At 72.1% G+C, this 18103-nt stretch carries 20 protein-coding genes; 13 read left to right on the forward strand and 7 right to left on the reverse strand.

Translation table 11 applies throughout. The features are described from left to right. Window positions 1-17: 17 nt before the first annotated feature. The 6 genes from ACFV9J_RS16670 (at window position 18) to ACFV9J_RS16695 (ending at window position 5071) form a co-directional block, all read left to right on the forward strand. Window positions 18-911, forward strand: a complete 894-nt coding sequence (locus ACFV9J_RS16670) for a DMT family transporter (RefSeq protein WP_385354960.1) — start codon at window positions 18-20, stop codon at window positions 909-911. A 31-nt stretch (window positions 912-942) separates the two neighbouring features. Continuing rightward, window positions 943-1476 carry an NUDIX hydrolase gene (locus ACFV9J_RS16675; protein ID WP_385354750.1) on the forward strand — a complete coding sequence of 178 codons (534 nt, stop codon included), beginning with the start codon at window positions 943-945 and terminating at the stop codon, window positions 1474-1476. Between the two features lie 473 nt (window positions 1477-1949). Beyond that, window positions 1950-2342, forward strand: a complete 393-nt coding sequence (locus tag ACFV9J_RS16680; RefSeq protein ID WP_109033625.1) for a YidH family protein — start codon at window positions 1950-1952, stop codon at window positions 2340-2342. 2 nt (window positions 2343-2344) lie between these two features. Continuing rightward, window positions 2345-2674, forward strand: a complete 330-nt coding sequence (locus ACFV9J_RS16685; protein ID WP_385354752.1) for a DUF202 domain-containing protein — start codon at window positions 2345-2347, stop codon at window positions 2672-2674. A gap of 151 nt (window positions 2675-2825) precedes the next feature. Continuing rightward, the gene (locus tag ACFV9J_RS16690; RefSeq protein WP_385354754.1) at window positions 2826-3851 is read left to right on the forward strand and encodes a phosphotransferase family protein; all 1026 of its coding nucleotides are present in this window, start codon (window positions 2826-2828) and stop codon (window positions 3849-3851) included. A 5-nt stretch (window positions 3852-3856) separates the two neighbouring features. Continuing rightward, window positions 3857-5071, forward strand: a complete 1215-nt coding sequence (locus tag ACFV9J_RS16695; RefSeq protein ID WP_385354756.1) for an acyl-CoA dehydrogenase — start codon at window positions 3857-3859, stop codon at window positions 5069-5071. 10 nt (window positions 5072-5081) lie between these two features. On the opposite strand, the gene ACFV9J_RS16700 is transcribed toward ACFV9J_RS16695, so the two are convergent. Then, window positions 5082-5675 carry a TetR/AcrR family transcriptional regulator gene (locus ACFV9J_RS16700; protein WP_109033621.1) on the reverse strand — a complete coding sequence of 198 codons (594 nt, stop codon included), beginning with the start codon at window positions 5673-5675 and terminating at the stop codon, window positions 5082-5084. A gap of 167 nt (window positions 5676-5842) precedes the next feature. Then, on the reverse strand, window positions 5843-6613 hold the full coding sequence (locus ACFV9J_RS16705) for an SDR family oxidoreductase (RefSeq protein WP_385354759.1): 771 nt from the start codon (window positions 6611-6613) through the stop codon (window positions 5843-5845). Window positions 6614-6785: 172 nt separating this feature from the next. On the opposite strand from ACFV9J_RS16705, the gene ACFV9J_RS16710 reads away from it, so the two are divergent. Continuing rightward, window positions 6786-8051 carry an exo-beta-N-acetylmuramidase NamZ domain-containing protein gene (locus tag ACFV9J_RS16710; RefSeq protein WP_385354761.1) on the forward strand — a complete coding sequence of 422 codons (1266 nt, stop codon included), beginning with the start codon at window positions 6786-6788 and terminating at the stop codon, window positions 8049-8051. Between the two features lie 16 nt (window positions 8052-8067). On the opposite strand, the gene ACFV9J_RS16715 is transcribed toward ACFV9J_RS16710, so the two are convergent. Then, window positions 8068-10902: a penicillin acylase family protein gene (locus ACFV9J_RS16715; protein WP_385354763.1), complete on the reverse strand. Its 2835-nt coding sequence runs from the start codon at window positions 10900-10902 to the stop codon at window positions 8068-8070. 224 nt (window positions 10903-11126) lie between these two features. On the opposite strand from ACFV9J_RS16715, the gene ACFV9J_RS16720 reads away from it, so the two are divergent. Next, complete coding sequence (locus tag ACFV9J_RS16720) at window positions 11127-11729, forward strand: hypothetical protein (RefSeq protein WP_385354765.1); 603 nt, start codon at window positions 11127-11129, stop codon at window positions 11727-11729. Between the two features lie 194 nt (window positions 11730-11923). On the opposite strand, the gene soxR is transcribed toward ACFV9J_RS16720, so the two are convergent. Next, on the reverse strand, window positions 11924-12451 hold the full coding sequence (soxR, locus tag ACFV9J_RS16725) for a redox-sensitive transcriptional activator SoxR (RefSeq protein ID WP_385354767.1): 528 nt from the start codon (window positions 12449-12451) through the stop codon (window positions 11924-11926). Window positions 12452-12581: 130 nt separating this feature from the next. Between soxR and ACFV9J_RS16730 the strand changes: the two genes are divergently transcribed. Further along, complete coding sequence (locus tag ACFV9J_RS16730; protein WP_385354769.1) at window positions 12582-13043, forward strand: MaoC family dehydratase; 462 nt, start codon at window positions 12582-12584, stop codon at window positions 13041-13043. On the opposite strand, the gene ACFV9J_RS16735 is transcribed toward ACFV9J_RS16730, so the two are convergent. The 3 genes from ACFV9J_RS16735 to ACFV9J_RS16745 all read right to left on the reverse strand — a co-directional run bounded on the left by ACFV9J_RS16735 (window position 13034) and on the right by ACFV9J_RS16745 (window position 15299). Beyond that, complete coding sequence (locus ACFV9J_RS16735) at window positions 13034-13681, reverse strand: TetR family transcriptional regulator (protein ID WP_385354771.1); 648 nt, start codon at window positions 13679-13681, stop codon at window positions 13034-13036. The two genes, ACFV9J_RS16730 and ACFV9J_RS16735, sit on opposite strands and share 10 nt — an antisense overlap. Window positions 13682-13741: 60 nt before the next feature. Beyond that, on the reverse strand, window positions 13742-14059 hold the full coding sequence (locus ACFV9J_RS16740) for a YiaA/YiaB family inner membrane protein (protein WP_385354773.1): 318 nt from the start codon (window positions 14057-14059) through the stop codon (window positions 13742-13744). An 88-nt stretch (window positions 14060-14147) separates the two neighbouring features. After that, a complete protein-coding gene (locus ACFV9J_RS16745; protein ID WP_385354775.1) occupies window positions 14148-15299 on the reverse strand; it encodes an acyl-CoA dehydrogenase family protein in 1152 nt (383 codons plus the stop codon). Between the two features lie 89 nt (window positions 15300-15388). On the opposite strand from ACFV9J_RS16745, the gene ACFV9J_RS16750 reads away from it, so the two are divergent. The 4 genes from ACFV9J_RS16750 (at window position 15389) to ACFV9J_RS16765 (ending at window position 18095) form a co-directional block, all read left to right on the forward strand. Beyond that, window positions 15389-16030, forward strand: a complete 642-nt coding sequence (locus tag ACFV9J_RS16750; protein WP_385354777.1) for a TetR/AcrR family transcriptional regulator — start codon at window positions 15389-15391, stop codon at window positions 16028-16030. Between the two features lie 64 nt (window positions 16031-16094). Then, complete coding sequence (locus ACFV9J_RS16755; protein WP_385354779.1) at window positions 16095-16814, forward strand: ArsR/SmtB family transcription factor; 720 nt, start codon at window positions 16095-16097, stop codon at window positions 16812-16814. Window positions 16815-16938: 124 nt separating this feature from the next. Beyond that, entirely contained in the window at window positions 16939-17793 is an 855-nt protein-coding gene (locus tag ACFV9J_RS16760) for a Scr1 family TA system antitoxin-like transcriptional regulator (protein ID WP_385354962.1), read from the forward strand. After that, a complete protein-coding gene (locus tag ACFV9J_RS16765; RefSeq protein ID WP_385354781.1) occupies window positions 17790-18095 on the forward strand; it encodes a DUF397 domain-containing protein in 306 nt (101 codons plus the stop codon). Before ACFV9J_RS16760 ends, ACFV9J_RS16765 begins: the two co-directional genes overlap by 4 nt. The last annotated feature ends 8 nt before the right edge of the window (window positions 18096-18103 follow it).

Consider the following 18103-nt stretch of genomic DNA (forward strand, 5'->3'; position numbering starts at 1 on the left):
CGATCGAGGTACGCAGCGTGTCGGTTCTCGTCCTGGTCCTCGCCGTGTGCGCCGCATGCTGTCTGGGGTTCGGCTTCGTCCTCCAGCAGAACGCGGCCCAGCGCGCCCCGCTGGGCGACTTCCTCTCGCCCCGCCTGCTGCTCGACCTCGTCAGGGTGCCGCGCTGGCTGGCCGGCATGGGCCTGATGGTGGCCGGACTGGTCCTCGGCGCGATCGCGCTGGGCGGCGGCGAACTGACCCTCGTCGAGCCCCTCCTGGCGACGAACCTCCTCTTCGCCCTGGCCCTCTCCCGCATCCAGACCCGGCAGCCGCTGGGCCGCCAGGGCTGGGCCGGTCTGGCGCTGCTCGCGGGCGGGGTGACCGCGTTCATCCTGGCGGGCGAGCCGCGCGGGGGCAGTGCGGTGACCGACCCGCTGCGGCACTGGCTGATCGTCGGCGTGATGCTGGGCCTGGCCCTCCTGCTCACTCTGTGCGCCGCCCGCCTGCGGCTGACCTGGGGCCCGACCCTCCTGGCGCTGGCCGCCGGCCTGGTGTACGGGGTGCAGGACGCGCTGACCCGGGTCAGCGGCCGACGCTTCTCGGCGGGCGGCCTCGCGGAAGTGCTGACGGGCTGGCAGCCGTACGCCGTGGCGGTGCTCGGGATCACCGGCCTGGTCCTGGTCCAGAGCGCCTTCGAGACGGCGCCCCTGCGCAGGTCGCTGCCCGCGCTGACGGCGGCCCAGCCGCTCGCGGGCATCGCCTGCGGGGTCGGCTTCCTCGGCGACCGGCTGCACACCGACGCCGGGGCGCTCGCCTGGCAGGCGGGCGGCCTCACGGCGGTCGTGGCGGGCATCGTCCTGCTGGGCCTGCACCCGGCGATGCCGCAGGGCACGGGCGAGAGCGGGCGCGAACGGGCGCTGGAACGAAGCTGAGGCCTGCGGCGGCTGCTGCTTGGATGGGCGCATGAGCTCTGCTGATGAGATCCTCGACATCGTCGACGAGAACGACCGTGTCGTCGGCCGGGCCCGGCGGGGTGACGCGTACGCGCGGGGGCTGCGGCACCGGTGCGTGTTCGTGTGGGCCCGGGACCCCGGGGGGCGGGTCTTCGTCCACCGCCGCACGGCGACGAAGCTGGTGTTTCCCGCGCTGTACGACATGTTCGTCGGCGGGGTGGTCGGCGCGGGCGAGTCCTACGACGACGCGGCGCTGCGGGAGGCGGAGGAGGAACTGGGGGTGAGCGGACTGCCTCGCCCCGAGTTCCTGTTCAGGTTCCTGTACGACGACGGGGCCGGGCGGACGTGGTGGTCGGCGGTGTACGAGGTGCGGGTGGCGGGGGCGGTGTCTCCTCAGGTGGAGGAGGTGGCGTGGCACGGGTTCCTGCCGGAGGCGGAGCTGGAGGGACGGCTCGGGGAGTGGGAGTTCGTGCCGGACGGCTTGTCGGCGTATGCGCGGCTGCGGGCTTGGCGGGGGTCGAGTGGGCCGGGGTCGGCCGGGTGACCCCCGGGGTGCGGTGGGTCGCGCGACCCGGCGTGGTCTTGGCACCCGGGGTGGGTGCGGGCGCGGGGTGTCGCGCGACCCGGCGTGCTCTTGGCACCCGGGGTGGGTGCGGGCGCGAGGGGGACGCGGCCCGGCGTTGCGGGGTGCCGCTGCGCCCACCCGTGCCGCCCCAGCGGCACGACTGCCCGCAGCTATGGCGAGGGGCGGCGGAGTGGCGGCGGCCCGCAGCTAGGGGGACGGGCGGTCAGCCGCGTACGGCGAGGAGGGGGCGTGTCGGGGGGTGTTCGCCCGCAGTGGTTGGCGCGTCAACGCGGTGAGCCTCCGTAGCCAACCGATTTCGCGCCGTTCCGAGGACGGACACCCCCCGGCGCGACCCCGACCCACCCACCGGAGACAACGCGCTACGCGCACCCCCACCGCACCCGCGCAGGCCGCCGCAGGCACCCGCGGCGGGTGCCGGATATGGTCCCCGAGTGATCGGATTCGTGCGGAGCGTTCGGCTGTGGTTCGTGCCTGCGGAGGTGCGGCGGGAGGGAACCACCCCCGACTACCGGTTCTCGCTGGCCAACGAGCGTACGTTCCTGGCCTGGCTGCGTACCGCCCTCGCCCTGATCGGCGGCGGGTTCGCGGTGGATCAGTTCCTGCCCGACCTGCGCTGGGGCTGGCGGGTCGGCCTCGCACTCGCGCTGCTCGCCGCGGGCGTGCTGTGCTCGCTGCGTGCCGTGAACCACTGGGCGCGCTGCGAACGCGCCATGCGCCGGGGCGAGGACCTCCCCGTCTCCCGCTTCCCGGCGCTGCTCAGCCTGGTCGTGGCCGTGGTCGCCGTCGTCATGGTCGTCGTGGTCCTCGTCGGCTGGGAGGTCTGAGCGTGCGCGGGACCGACCCGGCACCCCCGGACCGCGACCCCGGGCTCCAGCCCGAGCGCACCCGGCTCGCCTGGCGCCGCACCACCCTGTCCGGCACGGTCGTCGCCGTGCTCGCCGCGAAGGCCGCGCTGCACGGCGGGGCGACGGCCCTCTCGGTGCTCGCCGTCTCCCTGTGCTGCGTCCTCTGGCTGGCCTTCCTCCTGATCGCCCACGGCCGCATCCGCACCCTCGCCGCGGCTACCCGACCCCGGGCCCTCGCCCCGCCGCACGCCGCCGCGGCGGCGATGTGCACACTCGCCCTCGCCGTCTGCGGGGCGTTCCTCGTCCTCTGAGGACATGAGGCCCGGGGCCGCCCCCGCCCCGCCACCCCCGCCCCGCCCCGCCACCCCGTAACGCCGATCACGTTCCGCCGACCCACTGGACGGCATACCGACCGGTCGGCATCATGTGTCGGGTACTGTTCACCTGTCCCAGGGAGAGCCGATGAGCCCCGACCACCCGCCCGGACTCGATCTCGACCGCTTGCGCGTCCTGCTCGACCGCGAGCGGCCCGGCCTGGTGTCCGGCACGCTGTCCGGCCGGCTGATCGAGGGCGGACGGTCGAACCTCACCTACGCCGTCACCGACGGCACCGCCCGCTGGGTGGTGCGACGCCCCCCGCTCGGCCACGTCCTGGCCACCGCGCACGACATGCGGCGCGAGCACCGCGTCATCAGCGCCCTGCACCCGACCGACGTGCCCGTGCCGCGCCCGGTACTCCTGTGCGAGGACGAGGAGGTGCTGGGAGCGCCCTTCTACGTGATGGAGTTCGTGGACGGCACCCCGTACCGCACCGCCGAGCAGCTCGCCCCCCTCGGCCCCGAGCGCACCCGCGCCGCCGTGCTGAACCTCGTCGACACACTGGTCGGACTGCACGCGGTGGACCCCGCCGAGGTGGGCCTCGCGGACTTCGGCCGCCCCGAGGGCTTCCTGGACCGCCAGCTGCGCCGCTGGGCCAAGCAGCTCGACGCCTCCCGCAACCGCGACCTGGCCGGCATCGACGAACTGCACGCCACGCTCGGCCGGGAACTGCCCCGCTCCCCCGCCCCGACCGTGGTCCACGGCGACTACCGCCTCGACAACGTCCTGATCGGCGGCGAGGACGACGAGATCCGGGCGATCCTCGACTGGGAGATGTCCACCCTCGGCGACCCGCTCACCGACCTCGGCCTGCTGGTGATGTACAGCAGCCCGCTCGGCATGCCCGACTCCCCCGTCTCCACCACCGCCCAGGCCCCCGGCCACCCCGCCCCCGCCGAGCTGATCGAGCGGTACGCCGCCCGCTCGGGACGCGACGTCTCCACGGTCGCCTGGTACACCGCGTTCGCGTGGTTCAAGCTCGCCGTGATCCTGGAGGGCATCCACTACCGCTACACGCTGGGCCAGACGGTCGGCCGCGGCTTCGACCGCATCGGCGACCTCGTCCCGGTCTTCATCGAGCACGGCCTGACCACCCTTCAGAAGGGCTGACCCGCATGGACTTCGCGTACGACGCACACACCGAGGAACTCCGCGCCAAGCTGCTCGCCTTCATGGACGAGTACGTCTACCCCGCCGAGCAGGTCGCCCACGAGCAGCGCGCCCGCCTCGCCTCGCCGTGGGACACGCCGCAGGTCGTGGAGGACCTGAAGGCCGAGGCCCGCCGCCAGGGCCTGTGGAACCTCTTCCTCCCCGACACCGAGCACGGAGCCGGCCTCACCAACCTCCAGTACGCCCCGCTCGCCGAGATCACCGGCCGCAGCCCGCAGCTGGCACCGACCGCGACGAACTGCGCGGCACCGGACACCGGGAACATGGAGGTGCTGGCCCAGTTCGCCGACGAGGCGCAGCGCAAGCAGTGGCTGGAGCCGTTGCTCGCCGGGGAGATCCGCTCGGCCTTCGCGATGACGGAGCCGGAGGTGGCCTCCTCGGACGCCACGAACATCACCACGCACATCGAGCGCGACGGCGACGAGTACGTCGTCACGGGCCGCAAGTGGTACATCTCCGGGGCGATGAACCCGGACTGCAAGGTCTTCATCGTGATGGGCAAGACTGACCCCGACGGCGAGGACATCCGCCGCCAGCAGTCGATGGTGCTGGTCCCGCGCGACACGCCCGGGGTGACGGTCGACCGGGCCATGCAGGTGTTCGGCTACGAGGACCACTACCACGGCGGCCACGCCGAGGTGACCTTCGACCACGCGCGCGTGCCGGTGTCGAACCTGATCGGCGAGGAGGGCGGCGGCTTCGCCATCGCCCAGGCCCGGCTCGGTCCCGGCCGGATCCACCACTGCATGCGGCTGATCGGCATGGCCGAGCGGGCGATCGAGCTGATGTGCCGCCGCGCGGTGTCCCGCGACGCCTTCGGCAAGGCGCTGGCCCAGCAGGGCGTGGTCCACAACTGGATCGCGGACGCCCGGGTCACCGTCGAGCAGCTGCGGCTGCTGGTGCTGAAGACGGCCTGGCTGATGGACACGGTCGGCAACCGGGGCGCGCACACCGAGATCCAGGCCATCAAGATCGCCACGCCCCGCGCGGTGGTCGCCATCGTCGACCGGGCGATCCAGCTGCACGGCGCGGGCGGCGTGAGTCAGGACTTCCCGCTGGCCGAGCTGTACGCGGGCGCGCGGACGCTGATGATCGCCGACGGCCCCGACGAGGTGCACCAGCGCTCGCTGGCCCGCAGGGAGCTCAAGAAGTACCTGTGAGGCGGGCGCCTCAAGGGCGCAGGGCGCGCAGCAGCAGGTCGGCGAGGTGGTCGGCGACCTCCTGCGGGCTGAGCGGGCCGTCGGGGCGGTACCAGGTGGACAGGTGGTGGATGGACCCGAAGTGGTAGTCCACCACCAGGTCGGCCGGGATCTCCTTGGTGAAGACGCCGGTCCGCTGCCCCTCCTCGATCAGCGCGCGGAAGCGCTCGTGGTAGCGCCGGCGCTCCGCGCGCACCTGTTTGTTCTTCTCCGGGCTGAGCTGGTGCATGGAGCGGAAGAAGATCGACGCGTCGTCGAGGTTCTCGATGGTCGTGACGACGACGTCGGCCGCCGCGTCCCGCACCCGCTTCTCGACCGGCTCGTCGGCGTCCGCGAAGGCGTCCAGGCGTTCCTGCTGGAGGCGCAGCACGCGCGCGTACACCTCGTGCAGGAGGTCGTCCTTGGAGCCGAAGTAGTGGTAGAGCGCGCCCTTGGTGACGCCCGCCGCCTCGACGATCTCCTGTACCGAGGTGCGGTCGTAGCCCTGCTCGGCGAAGAGCCGGGTGGCGGCGGCCAGGAGCCGCTGCGGCACCGGAGTGCCGTCCCCGTCCGTGGTCCTGGGCACTGCCGTCACCTGCCTTTCCGTTGCACTGTGCGTTTTGTGCGTTCAGTGCGTTCAGTGTCCGTCCTGATGCCTGTGGGAACGCGGTTCCCGACCGAGGATCTTCCCACTTGCGCTCCCCGGCGCGTCGGGCAGGGCGGCCCGGGCCGGGGCGCGCACCCGGGAGGGGGTCACCGGGCGGTCGTCTCCTCCCACTGCCGCTGGAGCCGGTTCATGCCGTGCAGCCAGCGGTCGGGGTCGGCCGCCCGGGCCTGGTAGTACCCGGCCACCTCGGGGTGCGGCAGGATCAGGAAGCGGTCCTCCTCGATGCCCTGGAACAGGGCGTCCGCGACGTCCGCCGGTTCGATCGCGGTGGGCCGCAGCACCAGGTCGCCCGCGCTGCCGCTGGTGGCAAGCATGTCGGTGCGCACCCCTTGCGGACAGATGGCGTGCACCTTGATCCCGCGGTGGCGGTACGTCAGGGACAGCCACTCGGCGAAGGCGTACGCGCCGTGCTTGGTGACGCTGTAGGGGGCGGCGCCGATCATGGTGAGCAGCCCGGCGGCCGACACGGTGGAGACGAAGCGGCCGCTGCCGCGCTCCAGCCAGTCGGGGAGCAGTTCGTGGGCCGCCCGCACGTGGGCCATGACGTTGACGTCCCAGGCGAGTGCCCAGACGGCCTCCTCCGCGGCCTGCGAACCCTCGGACCCGACGCCCGCGTTGGCGCAGTAGACGTCGACCGTGCCGCCCAGCGCCGCACGGGCCTCGGCGACGATCGCCGAGGCGTCGCCGGGGACCGCGATGCCGCCGATCTCGTCGGCGACGTCCTTCGCCCGGGCGGCGTCCAGGTCGTTGACGACGACCCTGGCTCCCTCGGCGGCGAAGCGGCGGGCCAGCGCGGCCCCGATGCCGCCTCCCGCTCCGGTGACGACGACTCCGGCATCCTGCACGGCTTCCACCATCGGTCTCCTTCGACACGGCTCGGGCACTGCTCGCTCCCCGTTGCAGCGCCAGACTAACCAGTCGGTATGTGCGACGGAAGAGGCGAACCGCGGTCTACTCCATTCCCCGCGCCCGGCAGTGCGGGTTAGCGTGCGTGCGCATGACACCCGCCGCGATCACGGAGGTCACCGCATGACGCTGTCCAGACGCAACCTGCTCGCCACGACGGCCGCGGTGGCGGCCGGCACCACCGCCGCCGCGACGGCGGGCACGGCACACGCGGCACCCGCGGGCCACGGGGGCGGGGGCCGCCGGCTGCGCACCGGCTTCGAGCGCCTCGCCGACGCCGGCTACGCGCCGCTCAGGGGACAGAAGGTCGGCGTCGTCACCAACCCGACCGGCATCACCCGGGACGTGCGCCACATCGTCGACGTCATGCACGCCGACGACCGGGTGAACCTGACCGCCGTCTTCGGCCCCGAGCACGGCTTCCGCGGTACGGCGCAGGCGGGCGGCTCCGAGGGCCGCTACGACGACCCCGCAACCGGGCTGCCGGTCTACGACACGTACCTGAAGAGCGGGCAGCCGCTCGCGGACGTGTTCACGGCGTCCGGCGTGGACACCGTCGTCTTCGACATCCAGGACGTGGGCGCGCGCTTCTACACGTACATCTGGACGCTGTTCGACTGCATGGAGGCGGCCGCTCTCGCGGGGAAGCGGTTCGTGGTGCTGGACCGGCCGAACCCGGTGACCGGGCGGGCGGCCCTCGGCCCGATCCTGCACAAGGAGTTCGCGACCTTCGTCGGGCGGCAGCCGATCGCGCAGGCGCACGGCATGACGGTCGCCGAGCTGGCGCTGCTCTTCAACGGCGAGTTCCTGCCGTCGCCGGTGCCGATGGAGACGGTGACGATGACGGGCTGGAAGCGGTCGGAGTTCTACGACGCCTCCGGGCTGCCCTGGGTGCCGCCGAGCCCGAACATGCCCACGCCTCAGTGTGCGCTGGTGTACTCGGGGACCTGCCTCTTCGAGGGCACGAACCTGTCCGAGGGCCGCGGCACGACCCGCCCGTTCGAACTGCTGGGCGCGGAGGGCATCGACGGGGGCTGGGCCGCCGCCGCGAACGACGCCGGACTGCCGGGAGTGCGCTTCAGGGAGGCGTACTTCGCGCCCACCTTCTCCAAGTTCCAGGGCAAGACCGTCGGCGGTGTGCAGCTCCACGTGCACGACCGGGCCGCGTTCGACCCGGTGCGCACCGGAATCGCCCTCCTGGTGACCGCCCGGCGGACCTGGGACGGCTTCGCCTGGCGGTCGGACCACTGGATCGACAAGCTCACCGGCTCCACGCAGGTGCGCACGATGATCGACGCGGGCGCGGACACCGACGAGGTGGTGCACGGCTGGGAGCGGGAACTGGCGGCGTTCCGCAGGACACGCCGCCAGTACCTGCTCTACAGATGACGGTCGGGCCGGCCGGTCACCGGTGTGAGGTGAACTCCACGACCTGCTGGTAGGTCGGCCGGTTCTGCCAGCTGATACCTCCGTGTTTGATGCCGCCGAGGGTGCGGTGGATCACCGAGTCGGCGCACCACTGGTCCCCGGCGGAACAGCTGTCGTCCCCGGGGTAGACCTGGGCGGCCGTGCGGCCCGCCGCCTCCTTCAGGGTGGAGACCAGGGAGTCCCGGCAGGCGGCGAGGTCGCCGTCGCCGCAGTACGGACGCGCCAGCGGACCCTTGACGGGCTCACCGAGCACGGACCGGACGTCCTTGTCGACATAGCTCCACCAGCCGTACTGGAAGGCGCTGCCGGCGTGGGCTCCGGTCGGGCCGTGGGCGGCGGACGGGGACTCGTCGACGGGCAGGTTGCGGGTGAAGGCGGTGTACAGGTCCGCGCCCAGGCCGGGTTCGAACTCGGCCTTCACCAGCAGCGGCCACCAGGCGTCCAGGGTGCGGATCGCGTCGGCGTGGGCGTACTTCTTCGAGCCCGCCGAGGTCTCCGTGCGCAGCCCGCCCGCGGACAGCCACGCCTTGAGCCCTGCCACCGCCTCCTTGGCCGCCGGGTCGGTCACCGGCGCGGACTCGACCACCTTCAGCAGGTCGGGCACGACGTCCTCGGCCCGCAGGTCGGCGAGGGCCGCCTCGGCCATGGCCTTCACCAGCGCGGTCCGCGTGACGCCGCCGTCGGCGACCAGCTTCTTCACCCGGTCGTCGAGGAGGTTGCCGCGGTGGACGGAGCCGTTGCCCCAGGAGGCGGCCGGGTAGTCCCTGGCCTGCTTGTTGTTCCAGGAGATGTAGTAGTCCTGGTCGACCGACTGCGGGTGGGCGGACGCGCCGGTGTACCGGGCGGTGTTGTCGGCCGGGTCCCAGTCCTGCCACTCGTAGGCGGACCGGGCCCAGACCGGGAACTCGGCGTCGACGCCGCCCGCGCGCACCGGGTTGTCGCCGCTGTTGTAGTACGCGGTGTGCTCGGAGTCGGCGTAGAACCAGTTGAAGGTGTAGTTGATGTGCTGGACGGCGCCCTTGAAGCGCTCGGGGCTGTTGAGGTAGTCCGGGTCGTTCAGCATCTGGAAGCCGATGATGGAGTCGGCCTCGTGCAGGTAGGAGGAGCGCAGGGTGGTGTAGGCGACCTTCTTGCCGCCGACCGTGGCCCGGGACTCGACCGGTCCGTACTTGGTGCGCCAGACGCGCATGGTGTAGGAGCCGGCCGCCGTGGAGTCGGCGACGGTGGGCTTCCAGGCGTTGTGCCGCTCGACCTTCTCCATGGGCGTGCAGGTGCCGCGGTAGAGGTAGTGGTAGTCGTCCTGGCACAGCTCGACCGCGTAGGTGTCGATGATGTCCTGGCCGGAGGTGGTCGCGCTCCAGGCGTAGTCCTGGCCGCGGCCGAGTTCGACGTACATGCTCAGGCCCGCGAAGGAGGCGCCGCGGGCGCTGATGCCGGGGCCCTGGATCTCCTGGAGCATGAGCAGTTGCGGCGCGAAGTACCCGGTCTGGGGTCCGAAGACGGCGACCGGGTGGCCGCTCGCGGTGTGCTCGCCGCTGACGACGAGGGCGTTGGACATGCCGCGCCGCGCCGAGGACACGGCCGCGTCCGCGGACTTGGCGGAGGCACCGGTCGCGCTCGCCGCACCCGCGCTGCCCGTACGGTCGTACACCAGCGGTTCCGGCTCGACCGACCCGGCGTCGGGCAGGGCGCGGCCCTGCGGGTCGTCCGGGGTGGGCAGGTACGGGAAGCTGCCGTCCTGCTGGGTGAGGACGGCCTCGGGGTCGTTGCGCTGGCGGAAGGACTCCCAGACCTCGGTGCCCTCGGCGACGCCGTACTTCTCCTGGGCGGCGAGCAGGGAGAGCGCGTTGTTGACCTCGCCGCCGCCTCCGGCGCCGAAGAGGGAGCCGATGACGGAGGCCAGCGCGATCAGGTCGCTGCGCTTGAAGTGCTCGATGGTGCCGGCGTTGGTGATGGCGTTCTTGTGGCCGGTCAGGACGTACTCGCCCGGGAAGTAGCGGCCCTTGTCCGAGGCGTCGATGTAGGCGTTGACGCCGGCGACGTAGGCGTCCACGTCGGCCAGGGCCAGCTCGCCGCGTTCCCCGGCCTTGGCGGCGGCGCTCTCGATCTGCGCCTCCAGGTCGGCCTCGGTGTAGGGGGCGCTGCGCCAGAACTGCTGCTCCAGGCCCTGGTTGGCGGGGGCGCCGCCGGCGAAGGGGGTCAACTGGCCGCGTCCGACGTGCCGGAAGAGGTCCATGAGCCAGAGCCGGTCCTGGGCCGCGGCGTAGCCGGCGCCGAACTCGGTGCCGTAGCGGGTGGTGCCGGTGATGTGCGGCACGCCGGTCTTCTTGTCGCGGACGATGGTCACGTCGTCGCGTCCGGCGGGGCGGACGGTGGAGGCGGCCTGGCCCTCGGGGACACCGAAGGAGGCGTCGTTGAAGAAGGTGTTGATCTTGTCGTTGGTGAGGCCGGAGTAGCCGGTGGCGAGGTTCGCGTAGGGGCCCAGCTGGTCCTCGGCGTGCGCGGGCTGGGTGCCGAAGGCCTGGTTGAGGAGGATCTGGGCGAGGGTGGCGTTGCCGTTCTGGCCGGGCGGCAGGATGTCGGAACACTGGCCGCCGCAGTGGTCGTTGGGGGCCGCTTGGGCCGTGGCCTCGGCGGCCGTGGCCTCGGCGGCCGTGGCCTCGGCGGATCCGGTCCCGGCGGCCATCGCCGGGGAAAGCGGTGACAAAAGTCCGGCAACGAGGGCGCATACGGATGCGGTCTTCAGGAACCCGTGGAGACCGCGGGGAGTTCTCAGTCTGTCGAGGGCGTTGCGTGGGGTGCGCCGTGGCATGGCAGCTCCTCCCGACGGGGGTGTGGCGGGACGTTACCGCCGGTATCCCCGAGTGGGAAGGTGAACATGCGTCACTTTTTTTGGGAGCGGGTGGATCGGCTTATGGGGGGCATCGGAAATCGGATGGAGCCGAATCGGTTGTCGATACGTCTATTCGGCGACGTCCGTACGACGACGCCGAAGTGACCCAAGTACAGGTGCAGGTGTGACGGAGGTGCAGGGCGATGGCCGGTTTCCGAAGTCTGGCGAGACAGGTCCGCGATCCACGGTGCGACCTGGCGCTGCGGCGCTATTCGCTGCGCAAGTGCCTTGAGCGATTCGCCCCTTATGGGCACAGGGCGACCTGGGACCATCTCTGCTCCCGGGCCGGGTTCGGTCCCGAGGACCGCTCCCCCGACCCAGCGCGGCTCGTGGCCGCACTGGAGGAGCTGGAGGAGGCGCGTTCGGTGTGGCTGGCCTACGAGGTCGCCTTCGCCGAGCGGCGCAGGAAGGAGAAGCACGACGGGCTGCGCAGGCCGGGCAGCACGGACGACTGGCACCGGCTGACCTGGGGCGGGTTCGGAGTGGCCTGGTGCGACGACCCCCGGGTCCATCCCGACGGACCGCTGGCGGAGGTGCTGCGCCGGCTGATCTCCGCGCTGGAGCGTGAGCCGGGCGCCGTGTGCCCGGTGTGCGACGGGGAGCGACTCGTCTGGAGGTACGACCTGGACCACGAACCCTCGACGGGCCCCGTCTGCTCGGACTGCGGCATCCTGGTGCCGCGGCCCGTCCTCACTCCCGACGCGCGCGCGGACGCCCGGCGGGGCCGGCTGCTGATGTCGGCGTAGCCGACCGCGGGGGTGTGCCGGGGATGCCGCACCCCCGGCGGCCGGTACGGCACCGGGTCCGGCGGGCACTGCCGGTGGCGCCCGGCACCATGGGGAATGGTGCAACTCTGCGTGAACGGGGCGCGGACAAGCGCGGGAGTGGGCCGCGGCGCGCCGGGGCGAGGGCTGACGACCGGGCCCGGCTGACCGTGCGGTCAGTCACCGCAGCACGGCACTTCCGGTTCCAGGGCGCGGCTCGGCGCCCGGCCGCCCCTGGCGGTGGAGCCGCGGCGCTCCACGAGCAGGCGGGAGCCCGCACTGCGTTCGCCGAAGGCGTCGTCGGGGTTGGACAGGACGCAGGTCTCCAGGGACAGGCAGCCGCAGCCGATGCAGTCGGTGAGGTGGTCGCGCAGCCGGTTGAGCTGTTTGATGCGCTCGTCCAGCTCGGAGCGCCAGGACTCGGAGAGCCGGGCCCAGTCGTCCTCGGTGGGCGTGCGCCCCTCCGGCAGCTCGGCGAGCGCCTCGCGGATCGTGGCCAGCGGTATGCCGACCCGCTGCGCCGCACGGACGAAGGCGACCCGGCGCAGCGCGTCACGGGCGAAGCGGCGCTGGTTGCCCGAGGTGCGACGACTGCTGATCAGACCCTTGGACTCGTAGAAGTGCAGGGCCGAGACCGCGGCGCCGCTGCGGGCGGCGAGCTGGCCGACCGTGAGCTCTTGGATCTTCTCTGGAATCTGGGGCACCCCTCGAACCCTACCGACCCGCTCGCCCTCGCGGACCGGTCCGGTCCGTTGACAGGCGCGCCACGGGCGACCATGCTAAGCAGTCGCTTAGAAACGAGTGCACCGGGTGAGCGAGCAGAGAGGCCGGAACATGGCAGAGCCGAGGATCTTCACGTCCGCCGACGAGGTGAAGGCGGCGGTGGGCGAGCGGTTGGGGTACACCGACTGGCTGGAGGTCGACCAGAAGCGGATCGACCTGTTCGCCGAGGCGACCGGCGACCACCAGTGGATCCACGTGGATCCGGAGAAGGCGGCCGCGGGCCCGTTCGGCGGCACCATCGCGCACGGCTATCTGACCCTGTCCCTGCTCCCGCTGTTCGGACCGCAGCTGATCCGGGTCGACGGCGTGACGATGGGCGTCAACTACGGCACCAACAAGGTCCGCTTCCCCTCCCCCGTCCCGGTCGGCTCGCGGCTGCGCGCCACGGCGGCCATCACCGGCGTCGAGGACGTCAAGGGAGGGATCCAGGTGAGCGTCGCCTTCACCGTGGAGCGCGAGGGCGGCGACAAGCCGGTGTGCGTCGCCGAGTCGGTCTCGCGCTACTACCTCTGAGCCGTCGCCCCGGACGGTTCGGCACCCACCATGCGCAGCACGAGGTCGGCGTAGAGCGCGCCGACCTCGTCGGGCGTACGGGGGCCGTTGACGTTGAACCAGCGGGCCACGTCGATGCAGAGGGACAGCACGGCCAGCGTCGTGCCCTTGACGTCCGGCACGTCGAACTCGCCCGTGGCCACGCCGTCGTCGATGATGCCGCGGACCGCGGCGTCGCACTGCCGGCGGAGCGTGAGGATCTCCTCCCGGGCCTCGGGACCGAGGGCGTCCAGCTCGTACTGCACGACCCGCGCGGTGGTACGCCGCCCGGCGTGCCAGCGGACGAAGGAACTCACGGCGTCGGCGAGCCGTTCGGTCGCGCTGCCCTCGCCCTGGGCCGCGGAGCGCAGGATGGCCACCGCCCGGGTGTGACCGATGCGGCTGATGCGGTGGAGCAGCTCTTCCTTGGTCTTGTAGTGGATGTAGAGCGCGGCCGGGCTCATGCCGGCCCGTCCGGCGATGTCGCGGGTCGTGGTCGCGTGGTACCCGCGTTCGGCGAACGCCTCCACGGCGGCGACCAGGAGCCGCCGGGCCGCGTCGGGCGTGACCTCTTCCCACGGCTCGATGTCGCCGCCCGTCGTCTCGGCCGCCGTACTCATCGCTTGTTCGCCCCTCTCGGTGACAGGAGCACCACCATACCGCCGAAGGTGAGCGGGCGCTTAGGGGCGCTGCCCGGCGGGGGAGCCGCCCGGCTTCTGGTGGAACGGGTCGTGCTCGACGAGGATCTTGTCGAGGCGCGCCTGGTCGACGCGGCTGACTATCTGGCCGACCTCCTGGCGGTCCCGGATGATCTTGGCCAGGGTGAAGGCCGAGGTGACGAGGTACAGGACGGCGATCGCGAGGAAGGCGCGCACCCAGGCGTCGGCCTGGAGCTGGTAGATGCCGATGGCGGTGGCGGCCATGGCCACCGCGAACGAGGCGACGGCCTGCCCGTAGAAGGCCGCCGTGTTCTGCTGCTTGACCGGTGTGTCGCTCATGGGGACAAGAGTCGGCGGATGTGGCCCGCACCACATCCGCCGTCGTACTCAGTTCGCGTACTCAGTTCGCGCACTCGGAACCCGGCGGTCAGAATGCCGAAACCCCGGTCAGCGCACGCCCGATGACCAGCTTCTGGATCTGGCTGGTGCCCTCGTAGAGCGTCATCACGCGGGCGTCGCGCAGCAGCTTGCCGGCCGGGTACTCGTCGATGTAGCCGTAGCCGCCGAAGACCTGGAGGGCGTTGTTGGCGGCGCGCACGGCGGCCTCCGAGGCGAAGAGCTTGGCCTTGGAGGACTCGACGGTGAAGGCCTGCCCGCGGTCGACCAGGTCGGCGACCCGCCAGGTCAGCAGCCGGGCCGCGTCCACGTCGAGGGCGATGTCGCTGATCAGCTCCTGCACGAGCTGGTGGTGGGCGATGGTCTTGCCGAACTGCTCCCGCTCGCCCGCGTAGCGCACGGCCGCGTCCAGCGCGGCCTGGGCTATGCCGACGCAGCCTGCGGCGACCGACATCCGCCCCTTGGCGAGGGCCGACATGGCCACCGAGAATCCCTTGCCCTCGGGCGCGAGCATCGCGGAGGCGGGGACGCGGACGTCCTCCAGGACCAGTTCGGCGGTGGCCTGGCCGCGCAGTCCGAGCTTGCCGTGGACGGTGCGGCGGCTCAGGCCGGGCGTGTCGGTGGGCACGAGGAAGGCGGAGACGCCCTGGTGGCCGGGGGCGTCGGTGGAGCGGGCGAAGAGCAGGACGACGTCGGCCCAGGTGCCGTTGGTGATGAACATCTTGGTGCCGTTGACGACGTAGTCGTCGCCGTCCCGGACCGCGCGGGTGGTGAGGTTCCCGGCGTCCGACCCCGTACCGGGCTCGGTGAGGCCGAAGCAGCCGACGTACTCGCCGGAGGTGAGCCCCGGCAGCCAGCGCCGCTTCTGCTCCTCGTCGCCCCAGGCGGCGACGGTCTTGGCGACCAGGCCGAGGGAGACCGAGACGATCCCGCGCACGGAGCTGTCGCCGCGGCCCAGTTCCTCCGTGACCAGGCAGTACGCGAGGTGGTCGCCGCCGCTGCCGCCGTACTCCTCGTCGATCGTGAGGCCGAGGAAGCCGACCTCGCCGAGCTTCTTCACCAGGGAGCGGTCCACCTCCTCGGCGCGGTCCCACTCGACGACATGGGGGGCGATCTCCCGCTCCACGAAGTCCCGGGCGAGCTGCCGTACGGCGGTCTGCTCCTCGCTGAGCTCCAGGTTCATGCCGAGTCACCCCACAGGAAAGAAATCTTGAAAGCCGTACATTTAAATTAGCACTGCTAGTTTCAGCTCGCAGCCCTACTATGTGCGCCATGGCCCGACCGCGCAAGCCCCTGCTCAGCACCGACCGGATCGTCGAGACGGCCCGCGCGCTGGTGGACGCGAAGGGCCTCGCGGCCGTCTCCACGCGCCGGCTGGCCGCGGAACTGGGGGTCAGCGGACCCTCCCTCTACAACCACTTCCGCACCAAGGACGAGATCCTCGAGGCGGTCGCCGACTCGGTCAGCGCGCAGGTGGACCTGTCGATGTTCGAGGACGGCCGGGAGTGGCGGACCGCGCTGCACGACTGGGCCGTCTCCTACCGGACGGCGCTGCGCGACCATCCCAACATCGTGCCGGTGCTGGCCCACGGCCCCGGCCGCCGCCCGGCCGCGCTGCACCTCGCGGACGCCGTCTACGGCGCCATGGTCCGGGCGGGCTGGCCCCCGGCCCAGGCCACCTCCATCGGCGCGCTGATGCGCTACTTCATCATGGGCTCGGCGCTCGGCTCCTTCGCCGGCGGCTTCGTGACCGACGCCGGTGCCTACGACCCCGCCGACTACCCGCACCTCCAGCAGGCCCACCTGCTGGCCGAGCAGCAGGAGAAGATCGACGAGCGCGCCTTCGAGACGGGTCTGACGGCACTCCTGGACGGGCTGGCGCAGCAGTACGCGCAGGTGGCGCAGGGCGTCTGAGGACGCTGGGGGCTTCCCGGACACTTCGGCGTCCGCCGAACCGTGCGTGGCGCATCCTGGACGCATGACCGAGAGGGACGCCCGGGCTCCCGGGCTCGCACGACTGGCCGGGCTGCTCGCCGACGAGACGCGTGCCGCCTGCCTGCTGGCCCTGCTGGACGGGCGGGCGTGGACCGCCGGTGAGCTGGCCCGGCACGCCGGGGTCGCCGCGTCGACGCTCAGCGAGCACCTGGGCAAGCTCGTCGCGGGCGGGCTGCTCGCGGAGGAACGGCAGGGGCGGCACCGGTACGTGCGGCTGGCCGACGAGCGGGTCGCGCAGCTGGTGGAGGACCTGGCCGCGCAGGTCGCGCCCCAGGACGCCGCCGCCCGCCGTCCGTGCACCCTGCGAGCGTCCAGCGCCGGGTCCGCGATGGCCCGGGGGCGCACCTGCTACGACCATCTCGCCGGACGGCTCGGCATCGCGGTCACCGACGCGCTTACCGGGCGCGGGCTGCTGCGCCAGGACACCGGGTTCGCGCTCACGGACGCGGGCCTCGGCTGGTTCGACGCCGCCGGGATCCCGCTGCGGCCGACCGGTCGCCGGCCGCTGGCCCGGGCCTGCCTGGACTGGACGGAACGCCGTCCGCACCTCGCGGGCGTGGCGGGCGCCGCCCTGTGCCGGCACGCCCTGGACACGGGCTGGTGCGTGCGCATCGGCTCGGAGCGGGCGGTGAAGGTGACGCCGGTGGGCGAGGCCGCGCTGTCCGAACTGCTGGGCATCGACGCGGTGGCGCTGCGCGCCTGAGTGTCCCACCACTCCTACGCGCACCCGGCGTACGGGTTCACGCAGTGGACAGTAGAGGTAACCGTCCGTGACCCTTGCCGTGTTGGCGGAGTTGGTGTGGGCACGGGTGGGCGGAGGGCCTGACATGGCGGACGGTACGGGCGGGGCGGGTGCCCCGGGCTGCGGCGGCGGCGAACCGGAGGTGTCGGACAGCCTCAGGACGTTCGGCGAGGTCGTCAAGGCGTTCAGGAAGCGGGCGCGTCTGACGCAGGAGCAGTTCGCTCCGCGGGTGCGGTACTCGGTTCCGACCGTGGCCTCCATCGAGCAGGGTCGGCGCTTCCCGACGCAGGAGTTCGTGGAGCGGGCGGAGGAGGTGCTGGACGCGTTCGGGGCGCTGCGGGGCGCGGCGCGGCATCTGTCGCGGCAGCCCGGGCTGGCCAGTTGGTTCCGGCAGTGGGCGCGGCTGGAGGAGACGGCGGTGAGTCTCCACACGTACGAGTGCCGCCTGATCCCGGGCCTGTTGCAGACGGAGGCGTATGCGCGCACGCTGTTCGTGGAGCAACTGCCGCCCCTGGGTGACGAACAGGTCGAGGCCCAGTGGGTGGCGCGGGCAGAACGGCAGCGGCTGTTGCGGGAGCGGCCGAACACGGCATTCAGCTTCATCCTTGAGGAGCACCTGTTCCTGCGGTGGACCGGTGGAGCGGATGTGACGCGTGGGCTGATCGACCATGTGCTGGAGTTGGCGGAGTTGCGGAATGTCGAAGTGCAGGTGATGCCGGTGCGTCGCGAGAAGCACGCCGGACTGCACGGCCCCGTGCAGCTCCTGGAGACGCCGGACAACAAGTGGCTCGCCTACTGCGAAGGTCAGGAGAGCGGCCAGCTCGTCCATGCACCCAAGGTGGTCAGCACCCTGCAGATGCGGTATGCCAGGATGCGTTCGCAGGCTCTGCCCATGGAGGAATCCGTGGGCTTGTTGCAGCGGATGCGAGGAGACGTATGAACAGCACCGCCCTGAAGTGGTTCAAGAGCACTTACAGCAGCGGCTCGGGAGACGACTGCGTCGAGGTCGCCCTGTCCTGGCACAAGTCCAGCTACAGCAGCGGCGGCTCCGGAGACTGCGTCGAGGTCGCCCTGTCCTGGCACAAGTCCAGCTACAGCAGCAGCGGTTCCGGTGACTGCGTCGAGGTCGCGGCATGCCCGGACACCGTCCATGTCCGGGACTCGAAGGTGCGCCAGGGCCCGCAACTGGCGCTTTCCTCCGAGGCTTGGGCCGGTTTCCTTACGTACGCGGTCGAATCCTGACCGCTGCC

Source organism: Streptomyces sp. NPDC059906 (genome assembly GCF_042730645.1).
Classification (GTDB): domain Bacteria; phylum Actinomycetota; class Actinomycetes; order Streptomycetales; family Streptomycetaceae; genus Streptomyces; species Streptomyces rubrogriseus.

What these genes read in the sequence shown, in the direction of transcription:
- ACFV9J_RS16705 (WP_385354759.1), bottom strand. Translation starts at nt 6,613, where the DNA reads ATGGTGGAAGCCGTGCAGGATGCCGGAGTCGTCGTCACCGGAGCGGGA.
- ACFV9J_RS16675 (WP_385354750.1), top strand. Translation starts at nt 943, where the DNA reads ATGAGCTCTGCTGATGAGATCCTCGACATCGTCGACGAGAACGACCGT.
- ACFV9J_RS16710 (WP_385354761.1), top strand. Translation starts at nt 6,786, where the DNA reads ATGACGCTGTCCAGACGCAACCTGCTCGCCACGACGGCCGCGGTGGCG.
- ACFV9J_RS16715 (WP_385354763.1), bottom strand. Translation starts at nt 10,902, where the DNA reads ATGCCACGGCGCACCCCACGCAACGCCCTCGACAGACTGAGAACTCCC.
- ACFV9J_RS16750 (WP_385354777.1), top strand. Translation starts at nt 15,389, where the DNA reads ATGGCCCGACCGCGCAAGCCCCTGCTCAGCACCGACCGGATCGTCGAG.
- ACFV9J_RS16760 (WP_385354962.1), top strand. Translation starts at nt 16,939, where the DNA reads ATGGCGGACGGTACGGGCGGGGCGGGTGCCCCGGGCTGCGGCGGCGGC.
- ACFV9J_RS16745 (WP_385354775.1), bottom strand. Translation starts at nt 15,299, where the DNA reads ATGAACCTGGAGCTCAGCGAGGAGCAGACCGCCGTACGGCAGCTCGCC.
- ACFV9J_RS16735 (WP_385354771.1), bottom strand. Translation starts at nt 13,681, where the DNA reads ATGAGTACGGCGGCCGAGACGACGGGCGGCGACATCGAGCCGTGGGAA.
- ACFV9J_RS16740 (WP_385354773.1), bottom strand. Translation starts at nt 14,059, where the DNA reads ATGAGCGACACACCGGTCAAGCAGCAGAACACGGCGGCCTTCTACGGG.
- ACFV9J_RS16690 (WP_385354754.1), top strand. Translation starts at nt 2,826, where the DNA reads ATGAGCCCCGACCACCCGCCCGGACTCGATCTCGACCGCTTGCGCGTC.
- ACFV9J_RS16720 (WP_385354765.1), top strand. Translation starts at nt 11,127, where the DNA reads ATGGCCGGTTTCCGAAGTCTGGCGAGACAGGTCCGCGATCCACGGTGC.
- ACFV9J_RS16695 (WP_385354756.1), top strand. Translation starts at nt 3,857, where the DNA reads ATGGACTTCGCGTACGACGCACACACCGAGGAACTCCGCGCCAAGCTG.
- ACFV9J_RS16730 (WP_385354769.1), top strand. Translation starts at nt 12,582, where the DNA reads ATGGCAGAGCCGAGGATCTTCACGTCCGCCGACGAGGTGAAGGCGGCG.
- ACFV9J_RS16765 (WP_385354781.1), top strand. Translation starts at nt 17,790, where the DNA reads ATGAACAGCACCGCCCTGAAGTGGTTCAAGAGCACTTACAGCAGCGGC.
- ACFV9J_RS16755 (WP_385354779.1), top strand. Translation starts at nt 16,095, where the DNA reads ATGACCGAGAGGGACGCCCGGGCTCCCGGGCTCGCACGACTGGCCGGG.